The organism is Winogradskya consettensis (assembly GCF_018332715.1).
GTDB classification, from domain to species: Bacteria; Actinomycetota; Actinomycetes; order Mycobacteriales; family Micromonosporaceae; genus Actinoplanes; species Actinoplanes consettensis.
The window spans coordinates 1-24,563 of sequence record NZ_BOQP01000041.1; the positions used below are offsets into that span (position 1 = coordinate 1).

Consider the following 24,563-nt stretch of genomic DNA (forward strand, 5'->3'; position numbering starts at 1 on the left):
AACTTCGTCGACACCGCCGACGTCTACTCCCACGGCGAGTCCGAGGAGATCGTCGGCAAGGCGCTCAAGGGCCGCCGCGACAGCGTCGTCCTCGCGACCAAGGTCAACGGCGCGATGGGCGACGACCCCAACCAGCGCGGCACCTCCCGTCGCTGGATCATCGCCGAGGTCGAGAATTCCCTGCGCCGCCTGCAGACCGATCACATCGACCTCTACCAGCTGCACCGCCTCGACCCGACGGTCGACATCGAGGAGACCCTCTCGGCGCTGACCGACCTCGTCCGCAGCGGCAAGGTCCGCGCGATCGGCTCGTCGACCTTCCCCGCCTCAGCGATCGTCGAGGCCCAATGGGCCGCCGAGCGCCGTGGCTACGAGCGCTTCCGCACCGAACAGCCGCCCTACTCGATCCTCGACCGCGGCGTCGAACGCGAAATCCTCCCCGTCGCCCAGCGCTACGGCATGGGCACACTGGTCTGGAGTCCGCTCGCCCAGGGCATGCTGACCGGCAAGTTCCGCAAGGGCCAGCAAGCCACCACCCACCGCGCAGGCCTGCCGTTCAAGCACTACAAGGACGAGAACCGCCTCGACGCCGTCGAACAACTCCTTCCCGTCGCCGAGCAGGCCGGCCTCTCCCTGACCCACCTCGCCATGGCCTTCGCGATCGCCCACCCCGGCGTCACCTCCGCCATCATCGGCCCCCGCACCATGGCCCAGCTCGACGACCTGCTCGCCGGAGCCGACACCATCCTCGACGACAAAACCCTCGACGCCATCGACGCCATCGTCCCGCCGGGCACCGACGTCGGCGCGCTCGACATGGCATTCAAACCGGAAGCCATCACTGACACCACGCTGCGCCGCCGCCCCACCGACGCCCGCGCAGCGGCCTAGTCACCGACAAGACATTCATCCGGATGCCGATCGTCGCCCGTCGGCCGATCATGATCAGCCCGCCGACAGCGGGTGATGGCTGCACTGGTTCCGCGATCGCGACATACGTCGCCGACCGCAACGCCGACGAGGCGTCGCGTCGGCCCTCTGCCGGTTGCGTCAGCTTCCTGCCCGTAGCGTCAGCTTCCGTCCCGATGAGTCTGAGGATGATGATCGCGCGGTCATCCCGGATCGCCGACCAGAAATCATGCCGACCCGGTGCGGTGAAGAGCTTCCGGTCAGTGACCGTCGCTGCGCTGACCTCGCTCATAACCCGGGTCGGCGTCGCTCCTGAGCGCCCATGATGTCGGCGATGGGGCGTCCCGAACCGGCCTGGTCCTGCGCATCGGCGGCCCGTCGCGGCAGTTTCGTGGTAGGCCGGGATGGCGGGAGCGCGAGAGGAGACGCGCTGGAAGAACGCCCTGAGCGCTTCTCGATCACTGCAGCGATCGGTTCGGGCCGTCGGAAGCTCCTGACCCGAGCCGTCGGAAACATATCAGCGAGGCACTCCACGGCCTCCTGATTGACCCGCCAGCAGACGCCTGCGGATCGGCGACGTCGTCAGGGCTTGACAGCTGGGACGGCGCCAGCGCAGACAGCTGGGATGGTGCCGGCGCAGACAGCTGGGATGGTGCCTGAGTAGGGGAACCACCGATGTGATCACGCCGTGTCGGCGAGGTGACGGACTGTCTATTGGCGTGGGTGGTAGAGGTTGCGGCGGGGTTGTCTGGTGGGGTCGATGGTGGCTGGGGGGATGAAGTCGGGGTGGCGGTCGGGTCCTTGGCGGATGTGCCAGCCGGCGTCGGGGTTGTGGATGAGGTTGTGGTGGTGGCGGCATAGGAGGACGAGGTTGTCGAGGTTGGTGGGGCCTCCGGCGGTCCATTTGAGGATGTGGTGGGCGTCGGTCCATCGTGGTGGTAGTTCGCAGTCGGGGAAGGCGCAGCCGGCGTCTCGGATGTGCAGGGCGCGGCGTAGGGGGCCGTTGGTGTGTCGGCGGCGGCGGCCGGCGTTGAGGATCTGGTTTTGGGTGCCGAGGAGGGTGGGCATGATTTTGGCGTCGCAGGCCAGTCGTCGCATGGTTTCTGGGGATAGGCGTGTGCCGGTGTCGGTGGTGCCGATGCCGAGGGCTTTGGCCAGCGGGTTGTAGGCGACGGTGATCGAGAGTTGGGGTGGTTCGCCGCCGTTGGCGGGGAGTTGTCCGGTGCGTAGTGCGAGTCGGCATACGTCGAGGAGTGCGTCTGCTCGGCGTTGTGCTGGGGTTCGTTTGTCGCGGGGTCTGGGTTTGCACAGGGGGTCCAGGACTGCTTGCACCGTCGCGGCGTCTTCGACACCGAGGGTTCCGGAGAGGCGCACGAGTCCGTCGACGGGTAGGGACAGGGTGAAGCCGCGTTTGCGTTCGGCTCGGGCTTCCTGGCGGGTGAGGGCTGCTTCGTCGATTCTGTCGGCCAGGTGCGGGGCGATGTAGGTGAGGATGCGTTCCCCGGCGCGGCGTAGTTGGTTGGCGGACAGGCGTTCGGTCATGTCGATCATCGTGGTTTCGGCGTCGCGCACGATCTGGGCGAGATCCACGACCATTGCGCCAGCAGAGGACGCGCCGTCGAGACCGGTGGCGCCGCCCAGCTCGCCGGGCCCGCCGGGCTCGCCGGGCCCGCCCAGCTCGCCGGGCCCGCCCAGCTCGCCGGGCCCGCCCAGCTCGCCGGGCCCGCCGAGCCCGGCGGGAGCGTCGAGCCCGGCGGAGCCGTCGAGGTCGGCAGGGGAGACCACGTCGGTGAAGGGTGCGAGGTCGGTGGGGATGGCGTCGAGGGTTTGTGTGATCACCGTGGCTTGGCGCAGGTCGGCTTGGCCGTCCAGCACTGCCTGCTCGATTGCGGGATGGTTCAGGATGGCGGCGTGGGCGACGAGCTCCCGGGCCGCCGGGGAATCGAGGATCAGTACGGTGCGCAGCCACTGGGTTGTCGAGCGATGGCCTGATGCGGTGGGAATGCCCCGGCCGTCGGCTTCACGGGTGAGGCGTACCTGTAGGAGTTTGGCGGCCTGCTCCGCACGGCGTGCCTCTTGCAGCGTCAGAGTCAGTGCGGCGTCGGACAGGCTCCAGCACGGGGCTGCGGCGAGTGTCGCCGCGTCCCTTCTGAGCTTCTGCACCTCTGCCAGCACGACGACCACATTGGCCCAGGCGTACGACATTTTCCGGCCTTGCAAAGATCCACATTCACCATCTGGAACCTCCCTCAGGGGTCGGTCAGCGCGGCGAATCCGTCGTGGCCGGTGGCGCCGATGTGCTGGAGTTTGTGCCGGGCCAGACGCATGCCGAGGCGGCAGCCCGCGCCGAGGCCGGCGTCTTGGGCGAGGCCGATGAGCAGGCCGCCCGCGAAGACGTCGCCCGCGCCGGTGGCGTCCACGATCTCGGCGTCGGGCAACGGGATCTGTGGATGGAGCTCGGGGCGGGCGCCCGGACGGCGTACCTCTATATGGTCCGGATTTTTCACCACCACAACGGCTTCAGTCCGATTGAGTACGGTACGGAGCTCGGCGAATTCGCGACGGTTGAGCAGCAGGTAGTCGCTGAGGCGTACCAGTCGCTCGATGTCAGGGGTCACCTCGGTGCTCCACACGTGACCGGGGTCGAAACTGAGCACCGTGGCCGGGTTGATTGTCTTGACGGCGGTGAGCAGGGTCAGCAGGCGGCCGGCGGAGGCGTCGTCGAGCAGTGAGGTCACGTGGACCAGCCGGGTGCGGGACAAGTAGCTCACGAGCGCGTCGAAGTGGCGGTCCACGTGCTCGGGGAAGGTGCGGTTGGCGCCCGCGTGGGTGAGCATCGTACGGTCGCCGTTCTCCGTGAGGGAGAAGCAGATCCCGGAGAGAGCCTGGTCGGTGAAGGACACGTGGCGGTGGTCGATGCCGAGTGCGGCGAGTCCGGCGCGCGGGGAGGGGCCGCCGGTCGGATTCCGGCCGGCGGCCCCCACGTAACCCAGACGCAGCCCGGGCCGGGAACTCGCGATCGCGTGCACGGTGTTGAACGCCGAGCCGCCGAGCGTCGTCGTGAGCCGCTCCGGGCCCGCGAGCTGGATGGCCGAGTTGATGGTTGCGGCGTCGACGGCGGTTTCGGTTCCCCACTCCGCTTCCAGGGGCGTGCCAGGATCGGCGATGTAGTCCAGGTTGAGAGCGCCGATCCCGACAACATCCTGTTCGTACGCGTTCAGCCCGCGGCCAGCAGCTCGAGGGTGTCGATGACCCGGTGGGAGAAGCCCCACTCGTTGTCGTACCAGGCGACGACCTTGATGTGGCGGCCGTCCACGCGGGTGAGGGCCGAGTCGAAGATGGCCGAGGCCGGGTTGCCGGTGATGTCGGACGAGACCAGCGCGTCCTCGGAGTACTCGAGGATCCCGGCGAGCGGCCCGGACGCCGCCGCACGGTAGGCGGCCAGCACGTCGTCGCGGGTCACGTCCCGGGCGACGGTGGTGTTGAGCTCCACGATCGACCCGACCGGCACCGGCACGCGGATCGAGTCGCCCGACAGCTTGCCGGCCAGGCCGGGCAGGACCAGGCCGATAGCCTTGGCGGCGCCGGTGGTCGTCGGGACGATGTTGACCGCGGCGGCGCGGGCCCTGCGAGGATCCCGGTGCGGGCCGTCTTGCAGGTTCTGCTCCTGCGTGTACGCGTGAACCGTCGTCATGAACCCGTGCTCGATACCGGCAAGCTCGTCGAGCACCTTGGCGAGCGGCGCGAGCGCATTCGTCGTACACGAGGCATTGGAGACAATGATGTGTGCGGCCGGGTCGTACCGCTCGGTGTTGACGCCGTAGGCGAGGGTCACGTCCGCGCCGTCCGAGGGCGCACTCACCAGCACCTTGCGGGCACCCGCCGCGAGATGTGCGCGGGCCGCCGTCGCCGACGTGAACCGGCCGGTCGATTCGAGGACGAGGTCGACGCCGAGATCCTTCCACGGCAACTGGGCCGGGTCGCGCTCGGCAAGAACCTTGATCCGGCGCCCGTCGACGACAATCGTGTCACCGTCCGTCGTCACCGGACGGCCCAGCCGCCCCGAGGTCGAATCCCACGCGAGCAGGCGAGCGAGCGCCGCGGGCTCGGTCAGATCATTGACGGCGACGACTTCGAGCTTGCTGTCGCGCTCGAGCAGTGCGCGCAGCGCGTTGCGGCCGATGCGACCGAATCCGTTGATGGCGATGCGAGTCATGACTCCAGGCTCGCGCGAGAAACCTCCCTGCAACAGTGGCGTGCACGCCACTATCCGCAACGATCTCGCCAGCTTAAGTTGTGTGCAATTAAGTTGTGGGCAATTAAGTTGTGGGCAATTAAGTTGTGCACAACACAATTAGCGGGGGAGCGTCATGGTCGCGCCGCTTCATGGCGACCAGGGACGACCCGGCGCGGTATTGATCGACTGGGCCGGCGGCTCGATGAGCGTGCCCTGCTCGTTCAGCTTGCTCAGCCCGCTGAGCGCATCCGGCGTGCTCAGTCCACCTCGCATAGTGTGCTCGGTCCGCCCAGCGGATCCGTCCCAGCGGATCCGTCCCAGCGGATCCGTCCCAGCGTGTCTGGTCCGGCGCGCTCTTGGGCCGCTCAGCTTGGGCCACTCAACTTGGCTCGTTCAGCTTGGGCCGTTCAACTTGGGCCGGTCAGCGCGTCGGGGCCCGCTCAGCGTGTCGGGTCCCGCTCAGCGTGTCGGGGCCATTGAGCGAGTCCGGCGCGCTCGGCTCAGGCCGCCTGACGTGCTTGGTCTGCCCCGCATCCCGCCCAGTCCGCTCGGCCCAGCGTGCCCGTCCCGGCCCGCTCAGCCTGCCCGGCCCTGCCCGGCCCTGCTGCCCGTGCATCCGGCCTACCCACCCGTGCTCGCCCCAACCGTGCTCGATCCGGGCTGGCCCGCTTAGCCTGTCTGGCCCGCTCAGCCTGTCTGGCCCGCTCAGCCTGCCTGCGCATCCGGCCTGCCCACGAGTGCTCGCGCCACGAGTGCTCGCGCCACGAGTGCTCGATCCGGCCTGGCCCGCTCAGCTCGGCCCGCGCAGCTCGGCCCGCGCAGCCCGGCCCGCGCAGCCCGGCCCGCGCAGCCCGGCCCGCGCAGCCCGGCCCGCGCAGCCCGGCCCGCGCAGCCCGGCCCGCGCAGCCCGGCCCGGCCCACGCAGCCCGGCCCGGCCCGCGCATCCGGCCTGCCCACGCGTGCTCGCGCCACCCGTGTTCAATCCGGCCTGGCCCGCCCACTCGGCCTGCCCACGCCTCGGCCGCGGCGGCTTACGTGCCCTCGGTGAAGGTGCGGCGGTAGTCGGTGGGGGTGGTGCCGAGGATGTGCTGGAAGTGGCGGCGGAGGTTGGAGCCGGTGCCGAGGCCGACGTCGGTGGCTATCTGTTCGACGGTGCGTTGGGAGCGTTCGAGGAGTTCTCGGGCGACGTCGATGCGGGCTCGCATGATCCATTGCATGGGGGTGTAGCCGGTGTCGTCGGCGAAGCGGCGGGAGAACGTGCGGGGTGAGACGGCGGCGTGCTGGGCCATGGCGGAGAGGGTGAGTGTTTCGCTGAGGTGGTGGAGGGCCCATTCGCGGGTGGCGGCGAAGCGTTCGCCGAGGGGTTCGGGGACGCTTCGGGGGACGTACTGGGCCTGGCCGCCGCTGCGGTAGGGGGCCGCGACCAGGCGGCGGGCGGCGTGGTTGGAGGCGGCGACGCCGAGGTCGCCGCGCAGGATGTGGAGGCACAGGTCGAGGCCGGAGGCGGCGCCGGCGGAGGTGAGGACGCGGCCCTCGTCGACGAAGAGGACGTTCTCGTCGACCTGGATCCGGGGGTGTTTCGTGGCGAAGGCGCGGGTGTAGTGCCAGTGGGTCGTGGCGCGGCGGCCGTCGAGGAGGCCCGTGGCGGCGAGGGCGAAGGCGCCGGTGGAGATGGCGGCGAGGCGGGCGCCGCGGTTGTGGGCGGTGATCAGGGCGTCGACCACGGCCGGGGGCGGGTCGTCGCGGCCGGGGAAGCGGTAACCGGGGATGAAGACGATGTCGGCCCAGGTGAGGGTCTCGAGGCCGTGGGCGACGTGGTACGAGAGGCCGTCGCCGCCCGTGACGAGGCCGGCGGCGGCGCCGCAGACGCGGACCTCGTAGGGCATGCTCGCCCGGGTGGTGAACACCTGGGCCGGGATGCCGACGTCGAGCGGCTTGGCCCCCTCCAGGACGAGCACGGCGACACGATGCAGACCCACGAGCATGCAGGGTACGCGCGGGACAGCACGCCGAAGCGAGCGCTGGAAGAGGGGTAACTGGACGATCACCCCTACGTGAACGCAATCGGGGCATTACCTTCGGCAGGGTGACAGCGAGCCACCTGGACCGTGCGGTCCGGCTATTCGAGTTTCTCGCGCGGGCGCAGCAGTCCGCCGTCTCGTCGCCGCGCACCTACGACGGGTACGAGCTCGCGTGGGCCGGTGACCTGCCCCGGCATCCCGCCGTCCATTTCGCGCACTGGTCGGGCACCCCGGCCCCGGGCGACGAGATAGCGCACGTCGACAGGATCCACCCCGCGGGAGATGCCGAGGCCGTCGCAGAAGGGGCGGACGCCGAGAAGCGGGTGCGGGACGCGTACAAACAACTGTTTGCGATGCAGGCAGAAGCCGCCGCCAACCCGGAGGAGCAGGAGCTGGTCCTGGCCGTGGGTTGCCTGGTCTGGCAGCCGGAGGGCCATGAGGCCGTCCGGCGGCATCTGGTGACCACCCCGGTGACCATCGATCTGGACCCGGTGAGCGGCACCCTGCGCGTGCACACCGTCGAGGGTGCGGACCCGCTGCGCATCGAGCTCGACATGCTCGGCCCGCACCTGACCGGTTCGCCGCACCTGACCGAGGCCCGCGAGGTCGCCCGGGCGTACGCGCAGCACCCGCTGAACCGGGAGGCCATCGGCGAGTTGCTGCACCGGCTGGCGAACAGCCTGGATCCCGCGGCCGGCTACCGGGAGTCGGAGGCGCCGGGCCGCGAGACGCCGGGCACGCCCGAGGTGAGCCTGGCGCCCGCGATCGTGCTGCGCCGGCGCGACCGGCAGGGCATCGTGGAGTTGCTGGAGACGATCCGTACGCAGCTGCTCGACTCCGGTGTGGTGCCGGAGGGCATCCTGCCGCTGGTCGACCCGGACCACCGCCCCACCGTGAAGACCGATTCCACGCCGGGCGCGATGGTGGGCGTGGACGACGACGTGTTCCTGCCGCTGCCGGTCAACGAACAGCAGCTACGGGTGTTGCAGCAGGTCGACCGGCACGCGCAGACCCTGGTCCAGGGGCCGCCCGGCACCGGCAAGACGCACACCGCGGCCGCCCTGCTCTGCCATCTGCTGGCTCAGGGCAAGCGCGTGCTGGTCACGGCTCAGACCGACAGAGCACTGAAGGAGGTACGCGCGAAGCTGCCCGAAGCCGTCCGCCCGCTCTCGGTGGCCGTCGTCGGGGCCTCGCGGGAGGACCTGACCGACCTGCGGATCGCCGTGGACACGATCTCGCAGCAGGCCGTCGACTACGACGAGCGGCGCGGGACGCGTACGGCGGAGCACCATCTCATGGCCGTCGACCGGCTCCGGCGCCACCGGGCGACCCTGCACCGCCGGATCATCGACGTGCGGTCCGCCGAGATCGCCCGGCACGAGCGCGGACCGTACCGGGGCACGCTCGCCGCGATCGCCGCCGCGCACCGGCTGGACGAGCCCCGGCACGGTTGGATCCGCGCGTGGATGCCGGTCGAGCCCCTCGCCGCGCCGCCGCTGACCGCGTCGCAGGTCGTCGAGTGGCTGTGGCTGCTGCGCGACGGCGCGCTGAACGCCGACGAGGGCCCGGCCTACGACACGCTGCCCGAGCCCGGCGCGCTGATGCCGCTCGCCGATTTCGCCGCTGCCGTACGCGCGGAGGCCGACGCCGCCACGGTTTTCGAGGCTTTCCTGGCCGACCGGCAGCACCCGGCGTACCCGATGATCCGGACCTTGCCGAAGGCGGACCGTGAGTCCCTGCGGGCGAAACTGCACCGCATCGCCGGCATCGCGGACGAGCTGGCGCGCAGCCGGCAGGCCTGGATGCCGGAAGCGCTCGTGGAGGTCGGCTCCGGCCGCGACCGGGTCTGGCGTGAGCGGGCGCAGCAGGTACGTGTCCTGCTCGACCAGGCCGAACCGCTCGTGCGCCGCGCCGGGGTCACCGAGATCGCGCCGCAGACCACCGACCTCGCCCCGCTGGTGTCGCTCGCGGACCAGCTGCGCCGGCATCTCAGCGGCGGCTCGCGGATCCGGGTGGGCGCCGACGGCATGCCGACGCTGGGCCTGCTCAGTGCCAGACCGGTGCGGGCGGCCCGGGAACTGCTCGACCAGGTACGCGTGAACGGCAACCCGCCCACGACGCTCGAAGCGGTCGACGGTTTCCTCGCGTGGGCGCAGCTGCAGGACCTGCTGGCCCGCCTCGACCGGTTCTCGCCGTCGGCGACCACGGACACCGCGCAGGAGCGGCTCGCCCGGCACCGCGCGGAACTCGACCTGCTCGACCGCGTGCTGACCCTCGGCACGGCGCTCAAGGACCAGAACAAGGATCTTCCGACGGTACGCGCGTACGCCCGCCTGGTCGACGCCGCCGCCGCCGAGGAGGTCCTGTTCGCCACGCGGACCGTCGTGGACGCCGCGGCCCTGCCCGTGCTGAAACTGCCCCACGACCCGACCTCGTCGCCGGCCCTGCGCGACCTGCTGACGGCGGTCCATAATCGCGACACCCCCGCGTACGCCGTGGCCGCCAACCGGATCGTGCGCCTGGCCGAGGTCCGCGCCCTGGTCACCCACCGCGACGAGCTGGCCGCGACCCTCGGTTACCGCTCCCCGGCGCTGCGGGACGCGATCGCGTCGACGGCGGCCGACCGGGTCTGGGACAAGCGCCTCGCGAACTGGCACGAGGCCTGGGACTGGGCGGTCACCGGCAAATGGCTGCTCCGGCAGCGCCCCGCCGACATCAACAAGTTGCAGACCGAGGCCGCCGAGACCGAGACAGCGATCCGCGGGCACGTCGAAGAGCTCGCCGCCGCCCGGGCCTGGCGGCACGCCTGCGCCCCGGACCGGATCACCGGCTCCGCCAGGGCGAACCTGCAACAGTACGGGCAGCTGGTACGCCGTCTCGGCAAAGGCGCCGGAAAGTACGCGGCCCAGCGCCGAGCCGAGATCCGCCAGGCCATGGACCGGTGCCGCCCGTCCGTGCCCGTGTGGATCATGCCGATCTACCGGATCGCCGAGCAGCTGCGGGTCCAGCCGGACATGTTCGACGTGGTGATCGTCGACGAGGCGTCGCAGGCCGGCCTGTCCGCCGCGTTCCTGCAGTACCTGGCGCCGACCATCGTGGTGATCGGCGACGACCGGCAGGTGTCCCCGGCGGCGGTCGGCGTCGACCAGGAGGACCTGCGCAACCTCGCGGCGCAGTACCTGCACGACGACCCGTACCGGGCGTCCTGGCAGGACCCGCAGCGCAGCCTGTTCGACGAGGCCAAGATGCGCTTCGGCGGCCACATCCCGCTGGTCGAGCATCGACGCTGCGTCCCGGAGATCATCGAGTTCTCCAACCGCGTCGCGTACGAACCGGAGCGTATCCGCCTCGTCCCCGTCCGCCAGTACGGCGCGGACCGCCTCGACCCGGTCAAGCCCGTCCACATCGAGGACGGCTACCTGCGCGGCACCACCGACCGCACGAACCCGCCCGAGGCCATGGCCATCGCCGACCAGCTCGTCGCCTGCACCACCGACCCCCGCTACGACGGCCTCACCTTCGGCGTCATCTCCCTGCGCGGCCCCCACCAGGCCAAACTGATCGAGAGCCTGCTCCTCGACCGCCTCGACCCGGCCCAGTGGGAGCAGCGCGACCTGCGCTGCGGCGACTCCGCCGACTTCCAGGGCTCCGAACGCGACGTGATGTTCCTCAGCATGGTCACCGCCGCCGAACCGGGCCGCCGCCCCGCCGCCGCGACCACCGAGATGTACCTGCAGCGCTACAACGTCGCCGCCTCCCGCGCCAAGGACCAGATGTGGGTCTACCACTCCCTGCGCCCCGCCGACTTCGCCGACCCCGACGACCTGCGCCGCCGCCTGCTCGACTACTGCTACGAGGTGGCAGCCGGCCCGCCCCGCCACGCCGGCGCCGACCAGCCCCCGGCGGTCCCCGACGACGTCCTGACCGCCCCGTTCCGCTCCCTGTTCGAACAACGCGTCCACAACCGCATCACCGCCCGCGGCTACACCGTGCTCCCGCACCACGAAACCATGGGCTACCGCATCGACCTGGTCGTCTCCGGCCCCGACAGCACCCTCGCCGTCCTCTGCGACGCCGACACCTGGCAGGGCCCCGACCGCTACGAGAACGACCTCATCCGCCAGCGCGAGCTGGCCCGCTGCGGCTGGGAGTTCTTCCGCATCCCGCAATCCGCCTTCGTCATCGACGAACCCGCGGTCCTGCGGGACCTGTGGTCAGCCCTCGACCGCCGCGGCATCCACCCCGCCCTGCCGGTCACCCCGCACCACCGCGTCACGGTCACCCCGCGCACCTGGCTCGCCGACAACGTCCCGATCTGAGCATCATGGGTATACCCGCAGGTCACCGTCGCGCACCAGCACCGCGGGCAGATCGAGCACCCGGCCCCGCAGCGTGACGTCGAGAAACGCCGCACAGGTCTCAGTGGTCATCCGCACACTCCCGGCCGGCCCGAGACACCCCACCACGGAGGGTACGGGCGGCAGGTACAACGGCGCATCGGTGAACGTCAGATCCGCACTGCCCGGCACGGTGAGCCGACAGCTCGTGGCAGCGCCGCTCTCGAGCACCTTCGACAGCAGCGCCAGATAGCCGGCGTCGGCCTTGTCCCGGATCTCGTGGGTGAGCGCGAGCACCGCCTGCCGCAGCGGCCCCTGCTCCGGATCGGGCCCGCCGTCGAGGTTGATGACGGCGCCGAACCGCGCCTCCTGCTGGGCCGCACGCATGGCCGCCGCCCCGCCGAGAGAGTGCCCGGTCACCGCCACCCGTCCGACGTCCATCCGCCCGACGTCCATCCGCCCGTCGTCGAGGCGCCCGAGTTGTGTGAGGACGAACCTGAGGTCGGCGGCCCGCAAACCGATCCAGTCGCTCCTCGCCCGGCGGCCTCATCCGAGATCCGGGTCCTGACGGTACGCCCATCCGCCGGCACAACCGCCGCCGAATCGTACGGATGATCGACCCCCGCCACGACATACCCCCGCCCGGCCAGATTCTCGGCCCCCGCGGTGTTCTGAGTCCGCAGCCCACCCAGCCCCGGCGAGAACAGCACGACGGGAAACCGCCCACCCGCCGCCGGCGCAGCGTCGAACACCGCATGCGTGTGCGCCCGCGGCGGCCCGTCCAGCAAGAAGGCCGGCGCCCCCAAGTATTCAGCTTCCAGGGCAGCGACGACGTCCGCCTCCCGCCGATCCCGCCCGAGATACTGCGCCCGCGGTGCATCAGCCCCGACCGCCCCCGCCGGATACCAGAGCTGCACCACCACAATGCGCCGATCACCACCATCCGGCGCGGCGGCCTCGCCACGATCAGGATCGCTCCACTGCACCACCGTGGTCCCGACCGCGAACGGCCCGGACAGCGCCGGAAACCCCGGCACCGGCAACGCCCGCCCCGCAACCGGCAGCCAGCACCACCAGCACCTGCCACCGCACCCCGAACCCGGCCAGCCCAACCCCGGCCGCCACCACCACCCCCACCGCACCGACCGCAACCAACCCGGGACGGCCTCGGGCAGCCACCGGCCCACCACCAGCACGACCGACCCCACCACCACAACGAGCTCAAGGACCATCTCCATCACGGACAGATGAGTGGGTGATCTGGTCTCGGATCTGTTGCCCGCACGTCGGATGCTCGTCAGGCGGATTCGCGAACGACCAGCTCGGTGGGCAGGATGCGGGAATCCGCGGAGCGGCCGGCGATGCGGTCGAGGAGGACTTCGACCAGGCCGGCGGCGATCAGGGGGAGCGGCTGGCGGATCGTCGTCAGTGGCGGGGATGTGGCGGAGGCGATGGCGGAGTCGTCGAAGCCACCGATGATGACGTCGCCGGGGACGGTGCGCCCCGCTGCCTGCAACGCCTGGAGGGCGCCGACGGCCAGCAGGTCCGACGCGACGAAGACGGCGTCCAGGTCGGGGGTTCGGTTCAGCAGAAGGTCCATGGCCTCTCGGCCGGCACTGATCGTGTAGGCCGAGGCGTTCTCGATCAGCCGCTCGTCAACCCGGTCGCCGAGCTCGTCGCGGAAGCCCGCGAGGCGTTCCGCACCGCCCGGGGTGTCGGCGGGCCCGGCGACCGTGGCTATGCGGTGCCGGTCGCGGTCCATCAGGTAGCGGGTCATCAACCGCGCGCCGCCACGGTCGTCAGCCGCGACGAAGGGCAGGTGTCGGGGCTCGCGGCCGCAGACCACGGTGGGGATGCCGGTTTCGGCCAGCTGGGCGGCCAGGGGGTCGCCGGTGTGGGTGGAGACGAGCAGGACGCCGTCGGTGTGGCCGGCTCGGGCGAAGGTCAGGACGCGGGCTCGTTCGGCGGGGGTGCCGGCGAGCATCAGGACGAGGCTGGAGCCGTGGTCGCCGAGGAGCTGGGTGCAGGAGCGCAGGAGGGTCGCCAGGACGGGGTCCTCGAAGAGGCGGTCCTGGGGTTCTGACAGGACGAACGCGATCGTGCCCGAGCGGCGGGTGACCAGGCTGCGCGCGCTCTGGTTGACGACGTAGCCGGTCTGGGTCAACGCCTGGTGGACGGCCGCCAGGGAGGCCGGGCTGACGTGGTGGGCGCCGTTGAGGACCCGGGAGACCGTGCCGCGGGAGACGCCGGCGAGGTCGGCGACGTCCTCGATGGTCGGGCCGCGGCGTTGGGCACGACGGGCCGCGCCCCGGGACTTCGGGTGCGGGGGCGCCTCGTCGGACATCGACAAGTCCTTTCCCGGCGGAGAGCCCCGAACCACGGGCGAGAGCGACTGAACGATATCGCGGGGGCTCTTGACAGGGGACGTGCGGGCAAGCACCGTGAGCGCTCACAGTCGTTAAAGGACTCTTCCACCGGAGGCCCTCGATGTCCGTTCTGCGCTCAGCGCGTACCGTCAATGTCAGCCGTCGTAGCGTCCTTGCCGGCGCCGGGGGTGTTGCTCTTTCCGCTCTTGTCCCTGGTCAGGCGCTTGCCGCGGCACACAGGCCGAAGACCGCGCTCAGCGTGCGCGGGGCCGACCTGTCCTTCCTGCCCCAGCTGGAGGAGGCGGGGGTCCGCTACCGTGACCTGGCCGGGCGGCGTCGTCCCGCCGAGCGGATCCTGGCCGGCGAGGGCGCCAACTACATGCGCCTGCGGGTGTGGGTGGACCCGCCGGACGGTTACAGCGACAAGGCCCGCGCGCTGGCGCTGGCCAAGCGGGCCAAGCGCGCGGGGATGAAGATCCTGCTCGACCCGCACTACTGCGACTTCTGGGCCGACCCCAGCAAGCAGCCGATCCCCGCGGGCTGGCCGACCGATCTGCCCGGGCTCACTGCCAAGATCCAGTCCTACACACGTACGCTGCTGCGCGAATTCGCCGCCCAGGGCACACCGGTCGACATGCTGCAGGTCGGCAACGAGATCACCGCGGGCATCCTCTGGCCGGTGGGGCAGCTCTACCTGCCGGACGGTACGCAGCAGTGGGCCTCGTTCACGCAACTGCTGAAAGCGGGCATCGCCGGCGCACGCCAAGCGGCCGGGCGCGACCTGAAGATCGTCCTGCACATCGACCGGGGCGGGAAACTCGGCGACACGCAGTGGTTCTTCGACAACATCACCGCGTACGACGTCCCGTTCGACATCATCGGCCAGTCCTACTATCCGATGTGGCACGGCTCGATCGCCGAGCTCCAGGCGAACCTCAACGACTCGGTCGCCCGCTACGACAAGCCGGTCCTGCTCGCCGAGGTGTCCTACCCGTGGACGTTCGAGGACGGCGACGGCCGCGGCAACATCGTCACCGCGGCCAGCACCCTGCCCGACGTGGACCGGTTCCCCGCGACACCGGCCGGGCAGGCGGCGTTCTACGAGGGTGTGCGAGGCGTGCTCGCGCAGGTTCCGGACGGGCGGGGGCTGGGCTTCTTCGCGTGGGAGCCGGAGTGGGTGCCCGGCGTCGGGTGGGAACCGGGCGCGGAGGCCCCGAACGACAACCTCACGCAGTTCGACTTCACCGGGCGCGCGTTGCCGTCGGTCCGGGCGTACCGGCGTCCCTGAAAGGGAGACGTCGCAGCTGCCACGCGGGTGGTCGCCGATCGCCTCGCCGGCGGGGCCGCTCCTCGAAGGAGCGGCCCCCCGCGTTAAGTTGTGTGCAATTAAATTGTGCACAACTTAATTGCACACAACCTAACGAGCGGGATCGGGGCGGTTAAGCCGGTCGGCCCGTGAGGAAGCGGGGCAACCGCGGGGCAAGCAGACGGTCGATGCTGTAACGCCCGGCGCCGATCGCGGCGAAGAGCAGGGCCGCGGCCGCCAGGGTGAGGACCAGTTCGTAGCCGTTGCCGGCGACGAAGACGCCGTTGCTCAGGTGGACGATGAAGAACGCGCCGAGCATGTCGGCGGCGAGGAGCAGGCCCACGACCGGCACGGCGATGCCGGCGATGAGGGCGATGCCGCCGGCGAGCTCGACGATCGCGGCGAACCAGGCGCTGACGACCGGCAGCGGCACGCCCATCTGGTCGAAGGATGCCCCGGTGCCGTCGAGCCCCCCTTCGGTGAATTTCTGCCAGCCGTGGGCGACGAGGACGACGCCCACGGCGATCCGGGTGATGAGCAGGACCACGTCGCGCAGAGTGGTGGTGTTCATGAACCAGTCCTTACCGAGCGTCAGTTGGTGACGGCGAGGCCGCCGGTCCAGGTGATCTTCTCGGCGGCGGCGAGGGTGATCTGCAGGAAGCCGATGGCCTCGAGCTCGCGGGCGCGCTTGAGGCTGCCCGCGTCGACGGCCTTGAGACCGGCGGCGGTGACCACGCCGGCGAGCAGGGCCTTGGCGTCCGCGTCGTCGCCGGCGATCAGGACGGTGGTGGTCTCGGCGCCGACGGTGCCGGCGACCAGGGTGCCGCCGAAGTTGGTGTTGAAGGCCTTGAGCACGGTCGACTGGGGCAGTGCGGCGGCGATCACGGCGGCGGCCGAGCCGTCGGCGGGGACGGTGAGCCCGTCGAAGGTCTCGAAGTTGAGCGGGTTGGTGATGTCGACGACGATCTTGCCCGCGAGCTGCTCGCCGCGCTGGGCGATGACGTCGGCCACCGAGCCGTACGGAACGGCCAGGATCACGATGTCGCCGGTGACCGGCTTGGTCTCCGTACTGTTCATGAGCTCGACGGAGTTGCCGCCCTTGGCCGCGAGGCCCGAGATGGCCTGGCCCATGTTTCCGGTGCCGATGATGCTGAGGTGCGCCATGACGTTCTCCCGTTCACTTGGTTGTAGCTACAACCATTGCAGAGTAATCAGGTTGTAGCAACAACCATTGAGCTTTCAACTATGTGGCGATGCTCTCAGCCTGGAAGGTTGATGCTTCAACTACGATGGCGGTATGGAAAAAGGGATCGGGCCGGTACGGCTGAATCACGCCGTTCTGTACGTCGCCGAGCTGGCACGGGCCGAACGTTTCTACACCGAGGTCTTCGGCATGGTCGTGGTGGCGCGCGAGCCCCGGGCCGACGCCGCGTTCCTGCGCCTGCCACGCTCGGGCAACCACCACGACCTCGGCCTGTTCGGCGTCGGAGCGTCGGCGCCGCCGAAACGCCGCGGCGGGATCGGGCTCTACCACCTCGCCTGGCAGGTCGACACGATCGACGAGCTCCAGCAGGCCCGCGTGGCCCTCGCCGAAGCCGGCGCGTACTCCGGCGAGTCCAGCCACGGCGCGACGAAGAGCCTCTACGGCGCGGACCCCGACGGCAACGAGTTCGAGATCATGTGGATGCTGCCCCGCGAGGACTGGGGAGCCTACGAGAACACCGCCCCCATCGACCGCCTCGACCTCGCCGCGGAGGTCACCCGCTGGACCGGCATCCGCACCGCCGGCACGATCGTCGCCGAGGTGACCCGGTGACGGCCCCGGTGGTCGCGACCGCCGGCTCGCCGGACCCGCAGGCACCCCTGGTCATCCTGCTGCACGGCCGGGGTTCCCACGAACGCGAGATCCTGGGACTGGCCCAATACCTACCCCCAGGCTTCGCGTACGCAGCAGTGCGCGCCCCCATCGCCGAAGGTGCCGGCTATGCCTGGTTCGCCAACCGCGGCATCGGCCGCCCGCTCCCCGAATCCCTGCGCAGCCACCTCGACTGGTTCCGGACCTGGCTCGACACCACCGCACCCGTGGGCCGTCCCGTCGTCCTCGCCGGGTTCAGCGGCGGAGCGGCCTTCGCCGGCGGCCTCATCCTGGACGACCCGCAGCGCTACGCGGGCGCCGCGATCCTCTACGGCACCCTCCCGTTCGACGCCGGCGTGCCGACGACCCCCGCCAGGCTCAGCGGCCTCCCGGTCCTCGTCGCCCAGGGCGACCACGACACCGTCATCCCCCGCGAGCTCCTCGACCGCACCTGGGCCTACCTCCGCAGCGAATCCGGCGCCCGAACCACCGCCCGCCGCGACCCGGCCGGCCACGGCCTCACCGCCCCCGTCATCGAAGCCCTCGCCACCTGGCTCAACACCCTCCCCGCCGGCGCGCACCCCGGTGGCGGGGAGGCCGCCAGCTAGGGTTTCGAGTCCGTGATGCGCTTCCGGTAGGTGGCGGGGCGCAGGATCTGGCCGCGAGCACGAAGTTGCGCCGAAACCCGCGATGCCGCAACCTTTTGCGCCATCAGGTGTCAAGCGTGGGCCAATCACGTCTGGCGAGGAAACATACGTTCTGCGGATCAGACGCGATTGCCCAGACCTGACCGACAAGACCGCAACAAGTTGTCGCATCCCGGTATCCGGCGCAACATTCGGTCCCAGCCGGGCGACCCCACCTTTGGACAAGCCATCCGCACACGCGAAGACCATCCGCGCCCCAACGCCACCGGCCTCGGCCTCGGCCTCGGCCTCGGGAATTCGCTCAGGCCGAAGTGACGTGAAAATACCGGTAGCGCTTCACGCCGCGTGGATCTCGTTGAGGAGCTTCTCGAGGTGGAGTTCGCCCTCGCGGGTCTGGACGCCGGCGGCGAGCAGCTTGTGGGCCAGTGCGGCGACCTCCGGGAATGAGAGCCGGGCGGCGAGGCTGCTCTCGAGGGCGAGGTCGGGGCGGGAGACGTCGGCGGCGTCGACGGCGGTTTTGACGATGCCGATGATGGCGGGGCCGAGGGCGGCGATGCGGCGGGCGAGCGTGGTGACGAAGGCGTCGAGTTCGCCGGCGGGTAGGGTGCGGTTGATCAGGCCGTAGCGCTCGGCCAGCTCGGCGTCGGCGAGTTCGGCGCCGAGGATGAGTCGTTGCCTCCGCCGCGTACCAGGCCGGCGATCTTTCCGATCGTGACCTGGGGCAGCGACCTGATCTCCTCATTGATGGCCTGGACCACGTTGGTGCCGGGTGGCAGGTCGTCGCCGGCGTCCATCGGGGCGGCGCCGGTGAGGAAGTGCATGTCGCCGTGGGCGATGAAGAATTGCGGGTCGGCGCTGTCGAAGATGATGACCTGGGCGGTCCTGTCGGTGCGGACCTGGGCGGCGAAGCGGCGCAGGTCCGCGATGAGCTGGCCGTCGAGAAGGTTCAGCGGAGGGTTGTCGATCGTGACGGTGGCGACGCCATGCTGCACGTCGACGCTCATCGCGGAATATCCGGTGTAGATCATGCGCGTACGCTAGATCTTCACATCCATGTGAACTTCAAGCTTCTGTGACGGTAACCACCGGGGGATCGGATGCGGATCGGCGACTTGGCAGCGCGCACGGGGGTCAGCACGCGTTCCTTGCGCTACTACGAGGAGCAGGGGCTGCTGGAGAGCGCGCGTAGTGCCGGCGGTCATCGGCACTACGGCGAAGACGGGGTGGAGCGGGTCGCGTACCTGCAAAGGCTCTATGCCGCCGGGCTGTCCAGCCAGACGATCATCAGCCTGATCCCGTGCCTGGAGTCGCCGAGCGCGGCTACCTCCGACGGGGCTTTCGAGCGGCTGGCCGAGGAGCGGGACAAGCTCACCGCGCACATCGCCGGCCTGACCCGCACCCTGGAGAGCCTCAACCAGCTGATCGACGCCAACCGGAATCACCGGGCGTCGTAACGTCCGTAGCTGTCGGCGCCCGGGTCGAGGCGGCGCAGGATGGCGTCGCTGATGTCGGTCAGCTGGGTGATCTGCTCGGCGGTGAGGGCGTCGATGACGTATTCGCGGACGGTGGCGACGTGGCCGGGGGCGCTCTCCTGCACCGTGCGCCATCCCTCGGCGGTCAGGCGGGCGTTGGTGGCGCGCCGGTCCTGGGGGCAGGGGAAGCGCTCGACCAGGCCGCGGGACTCCAGGCGCTGGACGACGTGGGAGAGCCGGGCGAGCGTCGCGGTGGTCCTACTGGCCAGCGCGGTCATACGCAGGGTGTGCTCGGGGGCTTCCGAGAGTTGCGACAACACGTAGTAGTCGAAGTGGGCGAGCTGAGAGTCACGTCGCAGCTGCGCGTCGAGCACTCCGGGTAGCTGTTCGACGACCGCGACGAGGCGTACCCATGCGGCCAGTTGCTCCTGGGTGAGCCATTGCGCGTCCACATCTGCATTCTGGCACCGCAGCCGTCGCGGCCCGGCAGTGGTGGGCCTGCAGTGGTAGGAAGGCAGTGGTAGGAAGGCTGGGTGATCCCGGACGCGAAAGCACAGAAGCCACCAGCAGATCCCTTCTACGATCTTGACGCCTACGTCGCGCTGCCCCGGGTCGAGGGGCTGCGGCTCGCGCCGGACGGCCGCCGCCTCGTGGTCGGTGTCGCGACGCCGGATCGGAAGAACAGCAGTTACGTCCGTGCGTTGTGGGAGGTCGACCCGGAGGGTGGGAGCCCGGCCCGGCGGCTGACCCGCAGCGAGAAGGGGGAGTCCTTCGCCGGGTTCACCCCGGACGGCGACCTGCTGTTCGTCTCGGCGCGACCCCGGCCCGGCGCGGATGCCGACGAGGACCCGAAAGCCGCGCTGTGGCTGCAGCCCGCCGGCGGCGGCGACCCGCGCGTGCTGGCGGCCCCGCCCGGCGGCGTGCACGGGGTGAAGGTCAGCGAATCCGGCACGGTCGTGCTCGGGTCGGGGCTGATGCCGGCCGCGGCCGACGTCGACGGGGACAAGGGCATCCGAGGCAAACGCAAGGACGCCGGGGTGTCGGCGATCCTGCACGAGGAGGCGGGCGTCCGCTACTGGGACCACGACCTGGGCCCCGAGCGGACCCGGCTGCTGGTGGCCGAGCTGGGTGGCGAGGACGTGCTGGAGCTGCGGGACCTGACCGGGCACGCCGGGCGGGCGCTGGACGACATCACCAGCTGGGACCTCACTCCCGACGGCCGCACCGTGGTCACCACGTGGGCGGTCTCGGCGCCCGGCGGGTCGCAGCGGCACATCCTGGTGGCGATCGACGTGGCGACCGGCGAGCGCCGCACGCTGGCCGACGACGGCGACCACGACTACGACCAGCCCCGGATCTCGCCGGACGGCGCCCGGGTCGCGGTGGTCGCCGCCCGGCGATCCACCGCCGCGGACAACGGCGACAGCTGGCTGGTCGTCATCCCTGCCGCCGGGGGAGAGGGGCGTGACCTCACCGCGGGCTGGGACCGGCTGCCCGGCGACCTGCGGTGGACGCCGGACGGAGCCGCCCTGGTGGTGTCCGCCGACGACCTGGGACGGTCGCCGCTGTGGCGCGTCGACGTCGCGAGCGGGGAGGTCAGCCGGCTGACGCGCGACTCCGGGGCGTACACGGATCCGCAGGTGTCGCCCGACGGACGCTGGGTCTACGCGCTGCGGTCGGCGATCGACAGCGCGCCGGCCGCGGTCCGGGTCGCGCTGACCGCGGACTCGGACCCCGAATTCCTGACGGGCCCGGTCGCAGCGGTCACCGTTCCGGGCCGGTTGGAGGAGATCACCGCGACGGCCGCTGACGGTACGCCGTTACGTGCGTGGCTCGCCCTCCCGCCCGAAGGCGCCCCGGCACCCCTGCTGCTCTGGGTCCACGGTGGCCCGCAGTCGTCCTGGAACGCGTGGTCGTGGCGGTGGAACCCGTGGATCGCGGTCGCCCGCGGGTACGCCGTCCTGCTGCCCGACCCCGCCCTGTCCACCGGCTACGGCCATGACTTCATCCGCCGTGGCTGGGGTGCCTGGGGTGACGCCCCGTTCACCGACCTGATGGCGATCACCGACGCCGCCGAGGCGCGCCCCGACATCGACGCGGACCGGGTAGCGGCGCTCGGCGGCTCGTTCGGCGGGTACATGGCCAACTGGATCGCCGGGCACACCGACCGGTTCTCGGCCATCGTCACGCACGCGTCGCTGTGGGCGCTGGACCAGTTCGCCGGCACGACCGACGCGTCGTACTACTGGACGCGGGAGATGACCGGCGACATGGTCGCCGCGCATTCCCCGCATCACTTCGCCGATGCCATCACGACACCGATGCTGGCGATCCACGGCGACAAGGATTACCGCGTACCCATCGGTGAAGGTCTTCGGTTGTGGTGGACCTTGATGTCCGGGTCGGAACTGCCGCACAAGTTCCTGTACTTCCCGGACGAGAACCACTGGATCCTCAAGCCGGGCAACGCCAAGGTCTGGTACGAGACCGTCCTCGCGTTCCTCGACCACCACGTCAACGGCAAGGTCTGGCAGCGCCCCGAACTGCTCGGCTGAACCGCGGGCCTACGGCTTCTGGACCTGGAACGAACTGTCCGCGGTGAAGTCGCCGGAACCGTCCGGGGCATCGATGTAGAGCTCGGTGCCCCGGCGGTGGATCAGATGGTCCGGGTAGTTCTTCGAGTGCAGCCGTACGGTCCCCGGGGCCGTCCCGTCCACGGGGCAGAACGTGGCGTCGTTGCGGAACAGGTCCGACTCGTCCGAGGCGTCGAAGCGCAGCCGGTAGTCGAAGTGCCGCAGGTATTTGCCGTCCCCGGTGCGGAACGAGAAGCAGTCCCCGTCGGCCAGCCCCGCCTCGACGGTCAGCGTCAGCTTCTCACCGGTCGACAGCGCGGCGAAGCTGCTCTTGCGTGTCAGGTGCGTGTCCGGGTCGTCGAGCGGCGCGATCACCCAGGTGCCCGCGGCGAGCCGAGCCTTCGTCGCCGACGGCGACGGCTTGGCGGACGGGGAGGCCGAAGCCGAAGCCGCCGACGAGGCCGGTGCCGCGCTCGCCGGTTCCGGCGAGGAACCCGTGCTGGCGCGCCAGATCCAGAAGCCGAGCGCCAGCACCGCGACGATCCCGGCGCACACCGCGGCGGTGACCCCGGGATGGGTGCGAGCGAGCAGGCCGCCCTGATCAGGACCGGCCGGGCTCGCGCCGCCACGCCCGTAGACGGTGCCGTCCGGCCGCGAAGGATGCGTCATAACAGTGTTTCCTCCCGAATCACAAGATCGGAAGGATACGCGGACGTATGACGAAGCTGATATGCCCCATCGGGGTTTAACGTCTCACATACTCTCATCACCATCTATGTAGCCCGCTCAGGGGCCTGGTGAACGGAGTCCTCATGTCCGGACCGATGCCGCACAAACGCATCGTGGCGCTCACGATGCCGGCATTGCTCGCCATCCTCGGGTTGACGGTCACCCTGCTCCGGGCGCCCGAGGCCCCGCCAGGGATGCGCCCGGCTGCCGCGGCCGCCACCATGACGGTCGCCGAGGCGATCGCCACCCAGAGCGGCACCGGCACCGTCAGCGGCTACGTCGTCGGCGAGCCCACCGCGACCAGCACGGTACGCACGAGCAGCTTCACCGGCGACACGGCGCTCGCACTCGCCGACAGCAGCACCCAGACCAGCACCGCCAGCATGCTGTACGTCCAGATCACCGCGGACTACCGCTCGGCGTTCGGGCTGCTGACCAACCCCACCCTGATGCGTACGAAGATCACGGTGACCGGGACGCTGACGGCGTACTTCTCGCACGCGGGTCTCAAGTCGCCGACCTCGATGGTCAAGGGCACCGGCACCCCGACCACCTCGCCGACGACCGGCACGCCGACGCCGACCTCGTCCAGCAGCACCGACGCGTACTACGCGAACGCGCTCGGCAAATCCGGCTCCAGCCTCAAGAGCGCGCTGCACACGATCATCTCCAGCGGCGTGACCACACTGTCGTACGACGGCGTCTGGAACGCCCTGAAGGTCACCGACCAGGACCCGTCGAACTCGTCGAACGTGATCCTGCTCTACTCGGGCATCAGCCGGTCGAAGACGCTCAACGGCGGCGACGTCGGCGACTGGAACCGCGAGCACGTCTGGGCCAAGTCCCACGGCGACTTCGGCACCAGCAACGGCCCCGGCACCGACCTGCACCACCTGCGCCCCGAGGACGTCACGATCAACGCCCTGCGCGACAACAAGGACTTCGACACCGGCGGCACCGCGGTCTCCGGCGCCACCGGCAACTACACCGACTCCGACTCCTGGGAGCCCCGCGCCGCCGTCAAGGGCGACGTCGCCCGCATGATCTTCTACATGGCCGTCCGCTACCAGGGTGACGACGCGTTCGCCGACCTCGAGGTCAACGACGCCGTCAGCAACGGCACCAACCCGAAGATGGGCCGGCTCTCCAAGCTGCTCACCTGGAGCGCCGCCGACCCGCCGGACAGCTTCGAGAAGAACCGCAACAACGTCATCTACACGAGCTACCAGCACAACCGGAACCCGTTCATCGACCACCCGGAATGGGTGAGCTCGATCTTCGGCTAGAAAGATCTCTACGGGGCCTGTTCCACGACGATGCCGAGCGCCTTGGCGAGCACGTGGGACAGGCCCATCAGATCCTCCGGATGTACGACCACACCCCGCCAGCTCGTGACGCCACCGATGCCGGCGAGCTCGCACCGCCGGAACCGCGCACCCTCCATCTTCGCGTTGCTGAACTGCGCCCCGGACAGGTCACACCCGGTGAACGTCGCCCCGCGCAGATCGGCGTCGGTGAAGTCGGCGCCGGTGAGATTGCTGCCGCTCATGAACACCCCGTCGAACCGCGACGCCCGCCAGTTCGTCAGATCCAGCTTGCAGTCGTCGACGGCCACATCCCGCAGCATCCCGCCGTTCCACGCCAGCCCGGTCATCCGCGACCCGGCCAGCGACACCCGGGACATCGTCCCCTGCTCGGCCCGCAGATTCGACCAGTCCGACTGCTCCACGACACAATCCGCGAGCCGCACCCCGGGCAACTTCGACTCGGCCATCCGCGCACCCCGGAACCGGCACTGCGAGAACTCCACCTGCTCGGCCAGGCTGTCGGTCAGATCGAGGTCGTAGAACGCCAGCCCCTCGAAGCGCGCCTCGGGGGCCAGCTCGTGCTCCAGGAGATGCGCCTCCTTGAGGGCACTGGGCAGCGCGGGAGCCTTGGGCTCGGTGCGGCGGACGGGAGCCGTCCGAGCGGCGGGTCGGGTTCGTCGGGTAGGCACCGCCACACCCTACGGGCGCCCGGATCGGCCCCGCGACCTCGGTCTGTGGCTGTCCGTGCAGGACTCGGCGCTGATCGCCGACGAGTTGCCGGACTGGTGCGCCTATCCGCGCCGG

At 70.5% G+C, this 24,563-nt stretch carries 24 protein-coding genes; 10 read left to right on the forward strand and 14 right to left on the reverse strand.

Annotated features, from left to right (window positions below; genetic code table 11):
* Together Aco04nite_RS33920 and Aco04nite_RS33925 are read left to right on the forward strand one after the other, a co-directional pair.
* Positions 1-891 (forward strand): aldo/keto reductase (locus Aco04nite_RS33920; RefSeq protein ID WP_213001331.1); only part of this gene is annotated, 891 nt, incomplete at its 5' end.
* 23 nt (positions 892-914) lie between these two features.
* Positions 915-1,235 (forward strand): hypothetical protein, encoded by a 321-nt coding sequence (locus Aco04nite_RS33925; RefSeq protein WP_213001332.1) that lies wholly within the window; start codon positions 915-917, stop codon positions 1,233-1,235.
* A 385-nt stretch (positions 1,236-1,620) separates the two neighbouring features.
* Here Aco04nite_RS33925 and Aco04nite_RS33930 read toward each other — a convergent pair whose 3' ends face one another.
* The 5 genes from Aco04nite_RS33930 to Aco04nite_RS33945 all read right to left on the reverse strand — a co-directional run bounded on the left by Aco04nite_RS33930 (position 1,621) and on the right by Aco04nite_RS33945 (position 7,125).
* A complete protein-coding gene (locus tag Aco04nite_RS33930; protein WP_213001333.1) occupies positions 1,621-3,114 on the reverse strand; it encodes an HNH endonuclease signature motif containing protein in 1,494 nt (497 codons plus the stop codon).
* A 44-nt stretch (positions 3,115-3,158) separates the two neighbouring features.
* A complete protein-coding gene (locus tag Aco04nite_RS33935) occupies positions 3,159-4,181 on the reverse strand; it encodes a PfkB family carbohydrate kinase (RefSeq protein WP_213001334.1) in 1,023 nt (340 codons plus the stop codon).
* Positions 4,127-5,125: a type I glyceraldehyde-3-phosphate dehydrogenase gene (gap, locus tag Aco04nite_RS33940; protein WP_213001335.1), complete on the reverse strand. Its 999-nt coding sequence runs from the start codon at positions 5,123-5,125 to the stop codon at positions 4,127-4,129. Before gap ends, Aco04nite_RS33935 begins: the two co-directional genes overlap by 55 nt.
* A gap of 168 nt (positions 5,126-5,293) precedes the next feature.
* Positions 5,294-5,419, reverse strand: a complete 126-nt coding sequence (locus tag Aco04nite_RS49785; protein WP_280519405.1) for a hypothetical protein — start codon at positions 5,417-5,419, stop codon at positions 5,294-5,296.
* Positions 5,420-6,177: 758 nt separating this feature from the next.
* Entirely contained in the window at positions 6,178-7,125 is a 948-nt protein-coding gene (locus tag Aco04nite_RS33945; protein WP_244876483.1) for a GlxA family transcriptional regulator, read from the reverse strand.
* 107 nt (positions 7,126-7,232) lie between these two features.
* Here Aco04nite_RS33945 and Aco04nite_RS33950 point away from each other — a divergent pair, with 107 nt between their 5' ends.
* Positions 7,233-11,486: a PDDEXK-like endonuclease domain-containing protein gene (locus Aco04nite_RS33950; protein ID WP_213001337.1), complete on the forward strand. Its 4,254-nt coding sequence runs from the start codon at positions 7,233-7,235 to the stop codon at positions 11,484-11,486.
* A gap of 3 nt (positions 11,487-11,489) precedes the next feature.
* On the opposite strand, the gene Aco04nite_RS49205 is transcribed toward Aco04nite_RS33950, so the two are convergent.
* Positions 11,490-12,020 (reverse strand): alpha/beta hydrolase, encoded by a 531-nt coding sequence (locus Aco04nite_RS49205; RefSeq protein WP_244876500.1) that lies wholly within the window; start codon positions 12,018-12,020, stop codon positions 11,490-11,492.
* Positions 11,921-12,541, reverse strand: a complete 621-nt coding sequence (locus tag Aco04nite_RS49210) for an alpha/beta hydrolase (RefSeq protein ID WP_244876497.1) — start codon at positions 12,539-12,541, stop codon at positions 11,921-11,923. Before Aco04nite_RS49210 ends, Aco04nite_RS49205 begins: the two co-directional genes overlap by 100 nt.
* Between Aco04nite_RS49210 and Aco04nite_RS49215 the strand changes: the two genes are divergently transcribed.
* The gene (locus Aco04nite_RS49215) at positions 12,495-12,755 is read left to right on the forward strand and encodes a hypothetical protein (RefSeq protein ID WP_244876501.1); all 261 of its coding nucleotides are present in this window, start codon (positions 12,495-12,497) and stop codon (positions 12,753-12,755) included. The genes Aco04nite_RS49210 and Aco04nite_RS49215 overlap by 47 nt on opposite strands.
* A gap of 46 nt (positions 12,756-12,801) precedes the next feature.
* Here Aco04nite_RS49215 and Aco04nite_RS33960 read toward each other — a convergent pair whose 3' ends face one another.
* Positions 12,802-13,848, reverse strand: coding sequence for a LacI family DNA-binding transcriptional regulator (locus Aco04nite_RS33960; protein ID WP_213001338.1), 1,047 nt, complete (start codon positions 13,846-13,848; stop codon positions 12,802-12,804).
* Between the two features lie 281 nt (positions 13,849-14,129).
* Here Aco04nite_RS33960 and Aco04nite_RS33965 point away from each other — a divergent pair, with 281 nt between their 5' ends.
* The gene (locus tag Aco04nite_RS33965) at positions 14,130-15,158 is read left to right on the forward strand and encodes a glycoside hydrolase family 53 protein (protein ID WP_213001339.1); all 1,029 of its coding nucleotides are present in this window, start codon (positions 14,130-14,132) and stop codon (positions 15,156-15,158) included.
* Positions 15,159-15,309: 151 nt separating this feature from the next.
* On the opposite strand, the gene Aco04nite_RS33970 is transcribed toward Aco04nite_RS33965, so the two are convergent.
* On the reverse strand, positions 15,310-15,747 hold the full coding sequence (locus Aco04nite_RS33970; RefSeq protein WP_213001340.1) for a DoxX family protein: 438 nt from the start codon (positions 15,745-15,747) through the stop codon (positions 15,310-15,312).
* Positions 15,748-15,767: 20 nt separating this feature from the next.
* Complete coding sequence (locus Aco04nite_RS33975; RefSeq protein WP_213001341.1) at positions 15,768-16,340, reverse strand: NADPH-dependent F420 reductase; 573 nt, start codon at positions 16,338-16,340, stop codon at positions 15,768-15,770.
* A 133-nt stretch (positions 16,341-16,473) separates the two neighbouring features.
* On the opposite strand from Aco04nite_RS33975, the gene Aco04nite_RS33980 reads away from it, so the two are divergent.
* Together Aco04nite_RS33980 and Aco04nite_RS33985 are read left to right on the forward strand one after the other, a co-directional pair.
* Positions 16,474-16,992 carry a VOC family protein gene (locus tag Aco04nite_RS33980; protein WP_244876484.1) on the forward strand — a complete coding sequence of 173 codons (519 nt, stop codon included), beginning with the start codon at positions 16,474-16,476 and terminating at the stop codon, positions 16,990-16,992.
* Positions 16,989-17,639, forward strand: a complete 651-nt coding sequence (locus Aco04nite_RS33985; protein WP_213001342.1) for an alpha/beta hydrolase — start codon at positions 16,989-16,991, stop codon at positions 17,637-17,639. Before Aco04nite_RS33980 ends, Aco04nite_RS33985 begins: the two co-directional genes overlap by 4 nt.
* Before the next feature lie 653 nt (positions 17,640-18,292).
* Here the strand turns inward: Aco04nite_RS33985 and Aco04nite_RS49220 are convergent.
* Positions 18,293-18,706 (reverse strand): enoyl-CoA hydratase/isomerase family protein, encoded by a 414-nt coding sequence (locus tag Aco04nite_RS49220; protein WP_244876485.1) that lies wholly within the window; start codon positions 18,704-18,706, stop codon positions 18,293-18,295.
* 69 nt (positions 18,707-18,775) lie between these two features.
* Here Aco04nite_RS49220 and Aco04nite_RS33995 point away from each other — a divergent pair, with 69 nt between their 5' ends.
* Positions 18,776-19,132, forward strand: coding sequence for a MerR family transcriptional regulator (locus Aco04nite_RS33995; RefSeq protein ID WP_213001343.1), 357 nt, complete (start codon positions 18,776-18,778; stop codon positions 19,130-19,132).
* Here Aco04nite_RS33995 and Aco04nite_RS34000 read toward each other — a convergent pair.
* On the reverse strand, positions 19,117-19,602 hold the full coding sequence (locus tag Aco04nite_RS34000; protein WP_244876486.1) for a MarR family winged helix-turn-helix transcriptional regulator: 486 nt from the start codon (positions 19,600-19,602) through the stop codon (positions 19,117-19,119). The genes Aco04nite_RS33995 and Aco04nite_RS34000 overlap by 16 nt on opposite strands.
* An 81-nt stretch (positions 19,603-19,683) precedes the next feature.
* Between Aco04nite_RS34000 and Aco04nite_RS34005 the strand changes: the two genes are divergently transcribed.
* Positions 19,684-21,705 (forward strand): S9 family peptidase, encoded by a 2,022-nt coding sequence (locus Aco04nite_RS34005; RefSeq protein WP_244876487.1) that lies wholly within the window; start codon positions 19,684-19,686, stop codon positions 21,703-21,705.
* Positions 21,706-21,714: 9 nt separating this feature from the next.
* On the opposite strand, the gene Aco04nite_RS34010 is transcribed toward Aco04nite_RS34005, so the two are convergent.
* Positions 21,715-22,392, reverse strand: a complete 678-nt coding sequence (locus Aco04nite_RS34010) for an AbfB domain-containing protein (RefSeq protein ID WP_213001344.1) — start codon at positions 22,390-22,392, stop codon at positions 21,715-21,717.
* 143 nt (positions 22,393-22,535) lie between these two features.
* Between Aco04nite_RS34010 and Aco04nite_RS34015 the strand changes: the two genes are divergently transcribed.
* On the forward strand, positions 22,536-23,738 hold the full coding sequence (locus Aco04nite_RS34015; protein ID WP_244876488.1) for an endonuclease: 1,203 nt from the start codon (positions 22,536-22,538) through the stop codon (positions 23,736-23,738).
* Positions 23,739-23,746: 8 nt separating this feature from the next.
* On the opposite strand, the gene Aco04nite_RS34020 is transcribed toward Aco04nite_RS34015, so the two are convergent.
* Positions 23,747-24,454, reverse strand: coding sequence for a pentapeptide repeat-containing protein (locus tag Aco04nite_RS34020; RefSeq protein WP_438874964.1), 708 nt, complete (start codon positions 24,452-24,454; stop codon positions 23,747-23,749).
* Between the last annotated feature and the right edge of the window lie 109 nt (positions 24,455-24,563).

What these genes read in the sequence shown, in the direction of transcription:
- Aco04nite_RS49785 (WP_280519405.1), bottom strand. Translation starts at nt 5,419, where the DNA reads ATGCGAGGTGGACTGAGCACGCCGGATGCGCTCAGCGGGCTGAGCAAG.
- Aco04nite_RS33980 (WP_244876484.1), top strand. Translation starts at nt 16,474, where the DNA reads ATGGAAAAAGGGATCGGGCCGGTACGGCTGAATCACGCCGTTCTGTAC.
- Aco04nite_RS33925 (WP_213001332.1), top strand. Translation starts at nt 915, where the DNA reads ATGCCGATCGTCGCCCGTCGGCCGATCATGATCAGCCCGCCGACAGCG.
- Aco04nite_RS33995 (WP_213001343.1), top strand. Translation starts at nt 18,776, where the DNA reads ATGCGGATCGGCGACTTGGCAGCGCGCACGGGGGTCAGCACGCGTTCC.
- gap (WP_213001335.1), bottom strand. Translation starts at nt 5,125, where the DNA reads ATGACTCGCATCGCCATCAACGGATTCGGTCGCATCGGCCGCAACGCG.
- Aco04nite_RS49220 (WP_244876485.1), bottom strand. Translation starts at nt 18,706, where the DNA reads ATGATCTACACCGGATATTCCGCGATGAGCGTCGACGTGCAGCATGGC.
- Aco04nite_RS33960 (WP_213001338.1), bottom strand. Translation starts at nt 13,848, where the DNA reads ATGTCCGACGAGGCGCCCCCGCACCCGAAGTCCCGGGGCGCGGCCCGT.
- Aco04nite_RS33930 (WP_213001333.1), bottom strand. Translation starts at nt 3,114, where the DNA reads ATGTCGTACGCCTGGGCCAATGTGGTCGTCGTGCTGGCAGAGGTGCAG.
- Aco04nite_RS33970 (WP_213001340.1), bottom strand. Translation starts at nt 15,747, where the DNA reads ATGAACACCACCACTCTGCGCGACGTGGTCCTGCTCATCACCCGGATC.
- Aco04nite_RS34015 (WP_244876488.1), top strand. Translation starts at nt 22,536, where the DNA reads ATGTCCGGACCGATGCCGCACAAACGCATCGTGGCGCTCACGATGCCG.
- Aco04nite_RS34010 (WP_213001344.1), bottom strand. Translation starts at nt 22,392, where the DNA reads ATGACGCATCCTTCGCGGCCGGACGGCACCGTCTACGGGCGTGGCGGC.
- Aco04nite_RS33975 (WP_213001341.1), bottom strand. Translation starts at nt 16,340, where the DNA reads ATGGCGCACCTCAGCATCATCGGCACCGGAAACATGGGCCAGGCCATC.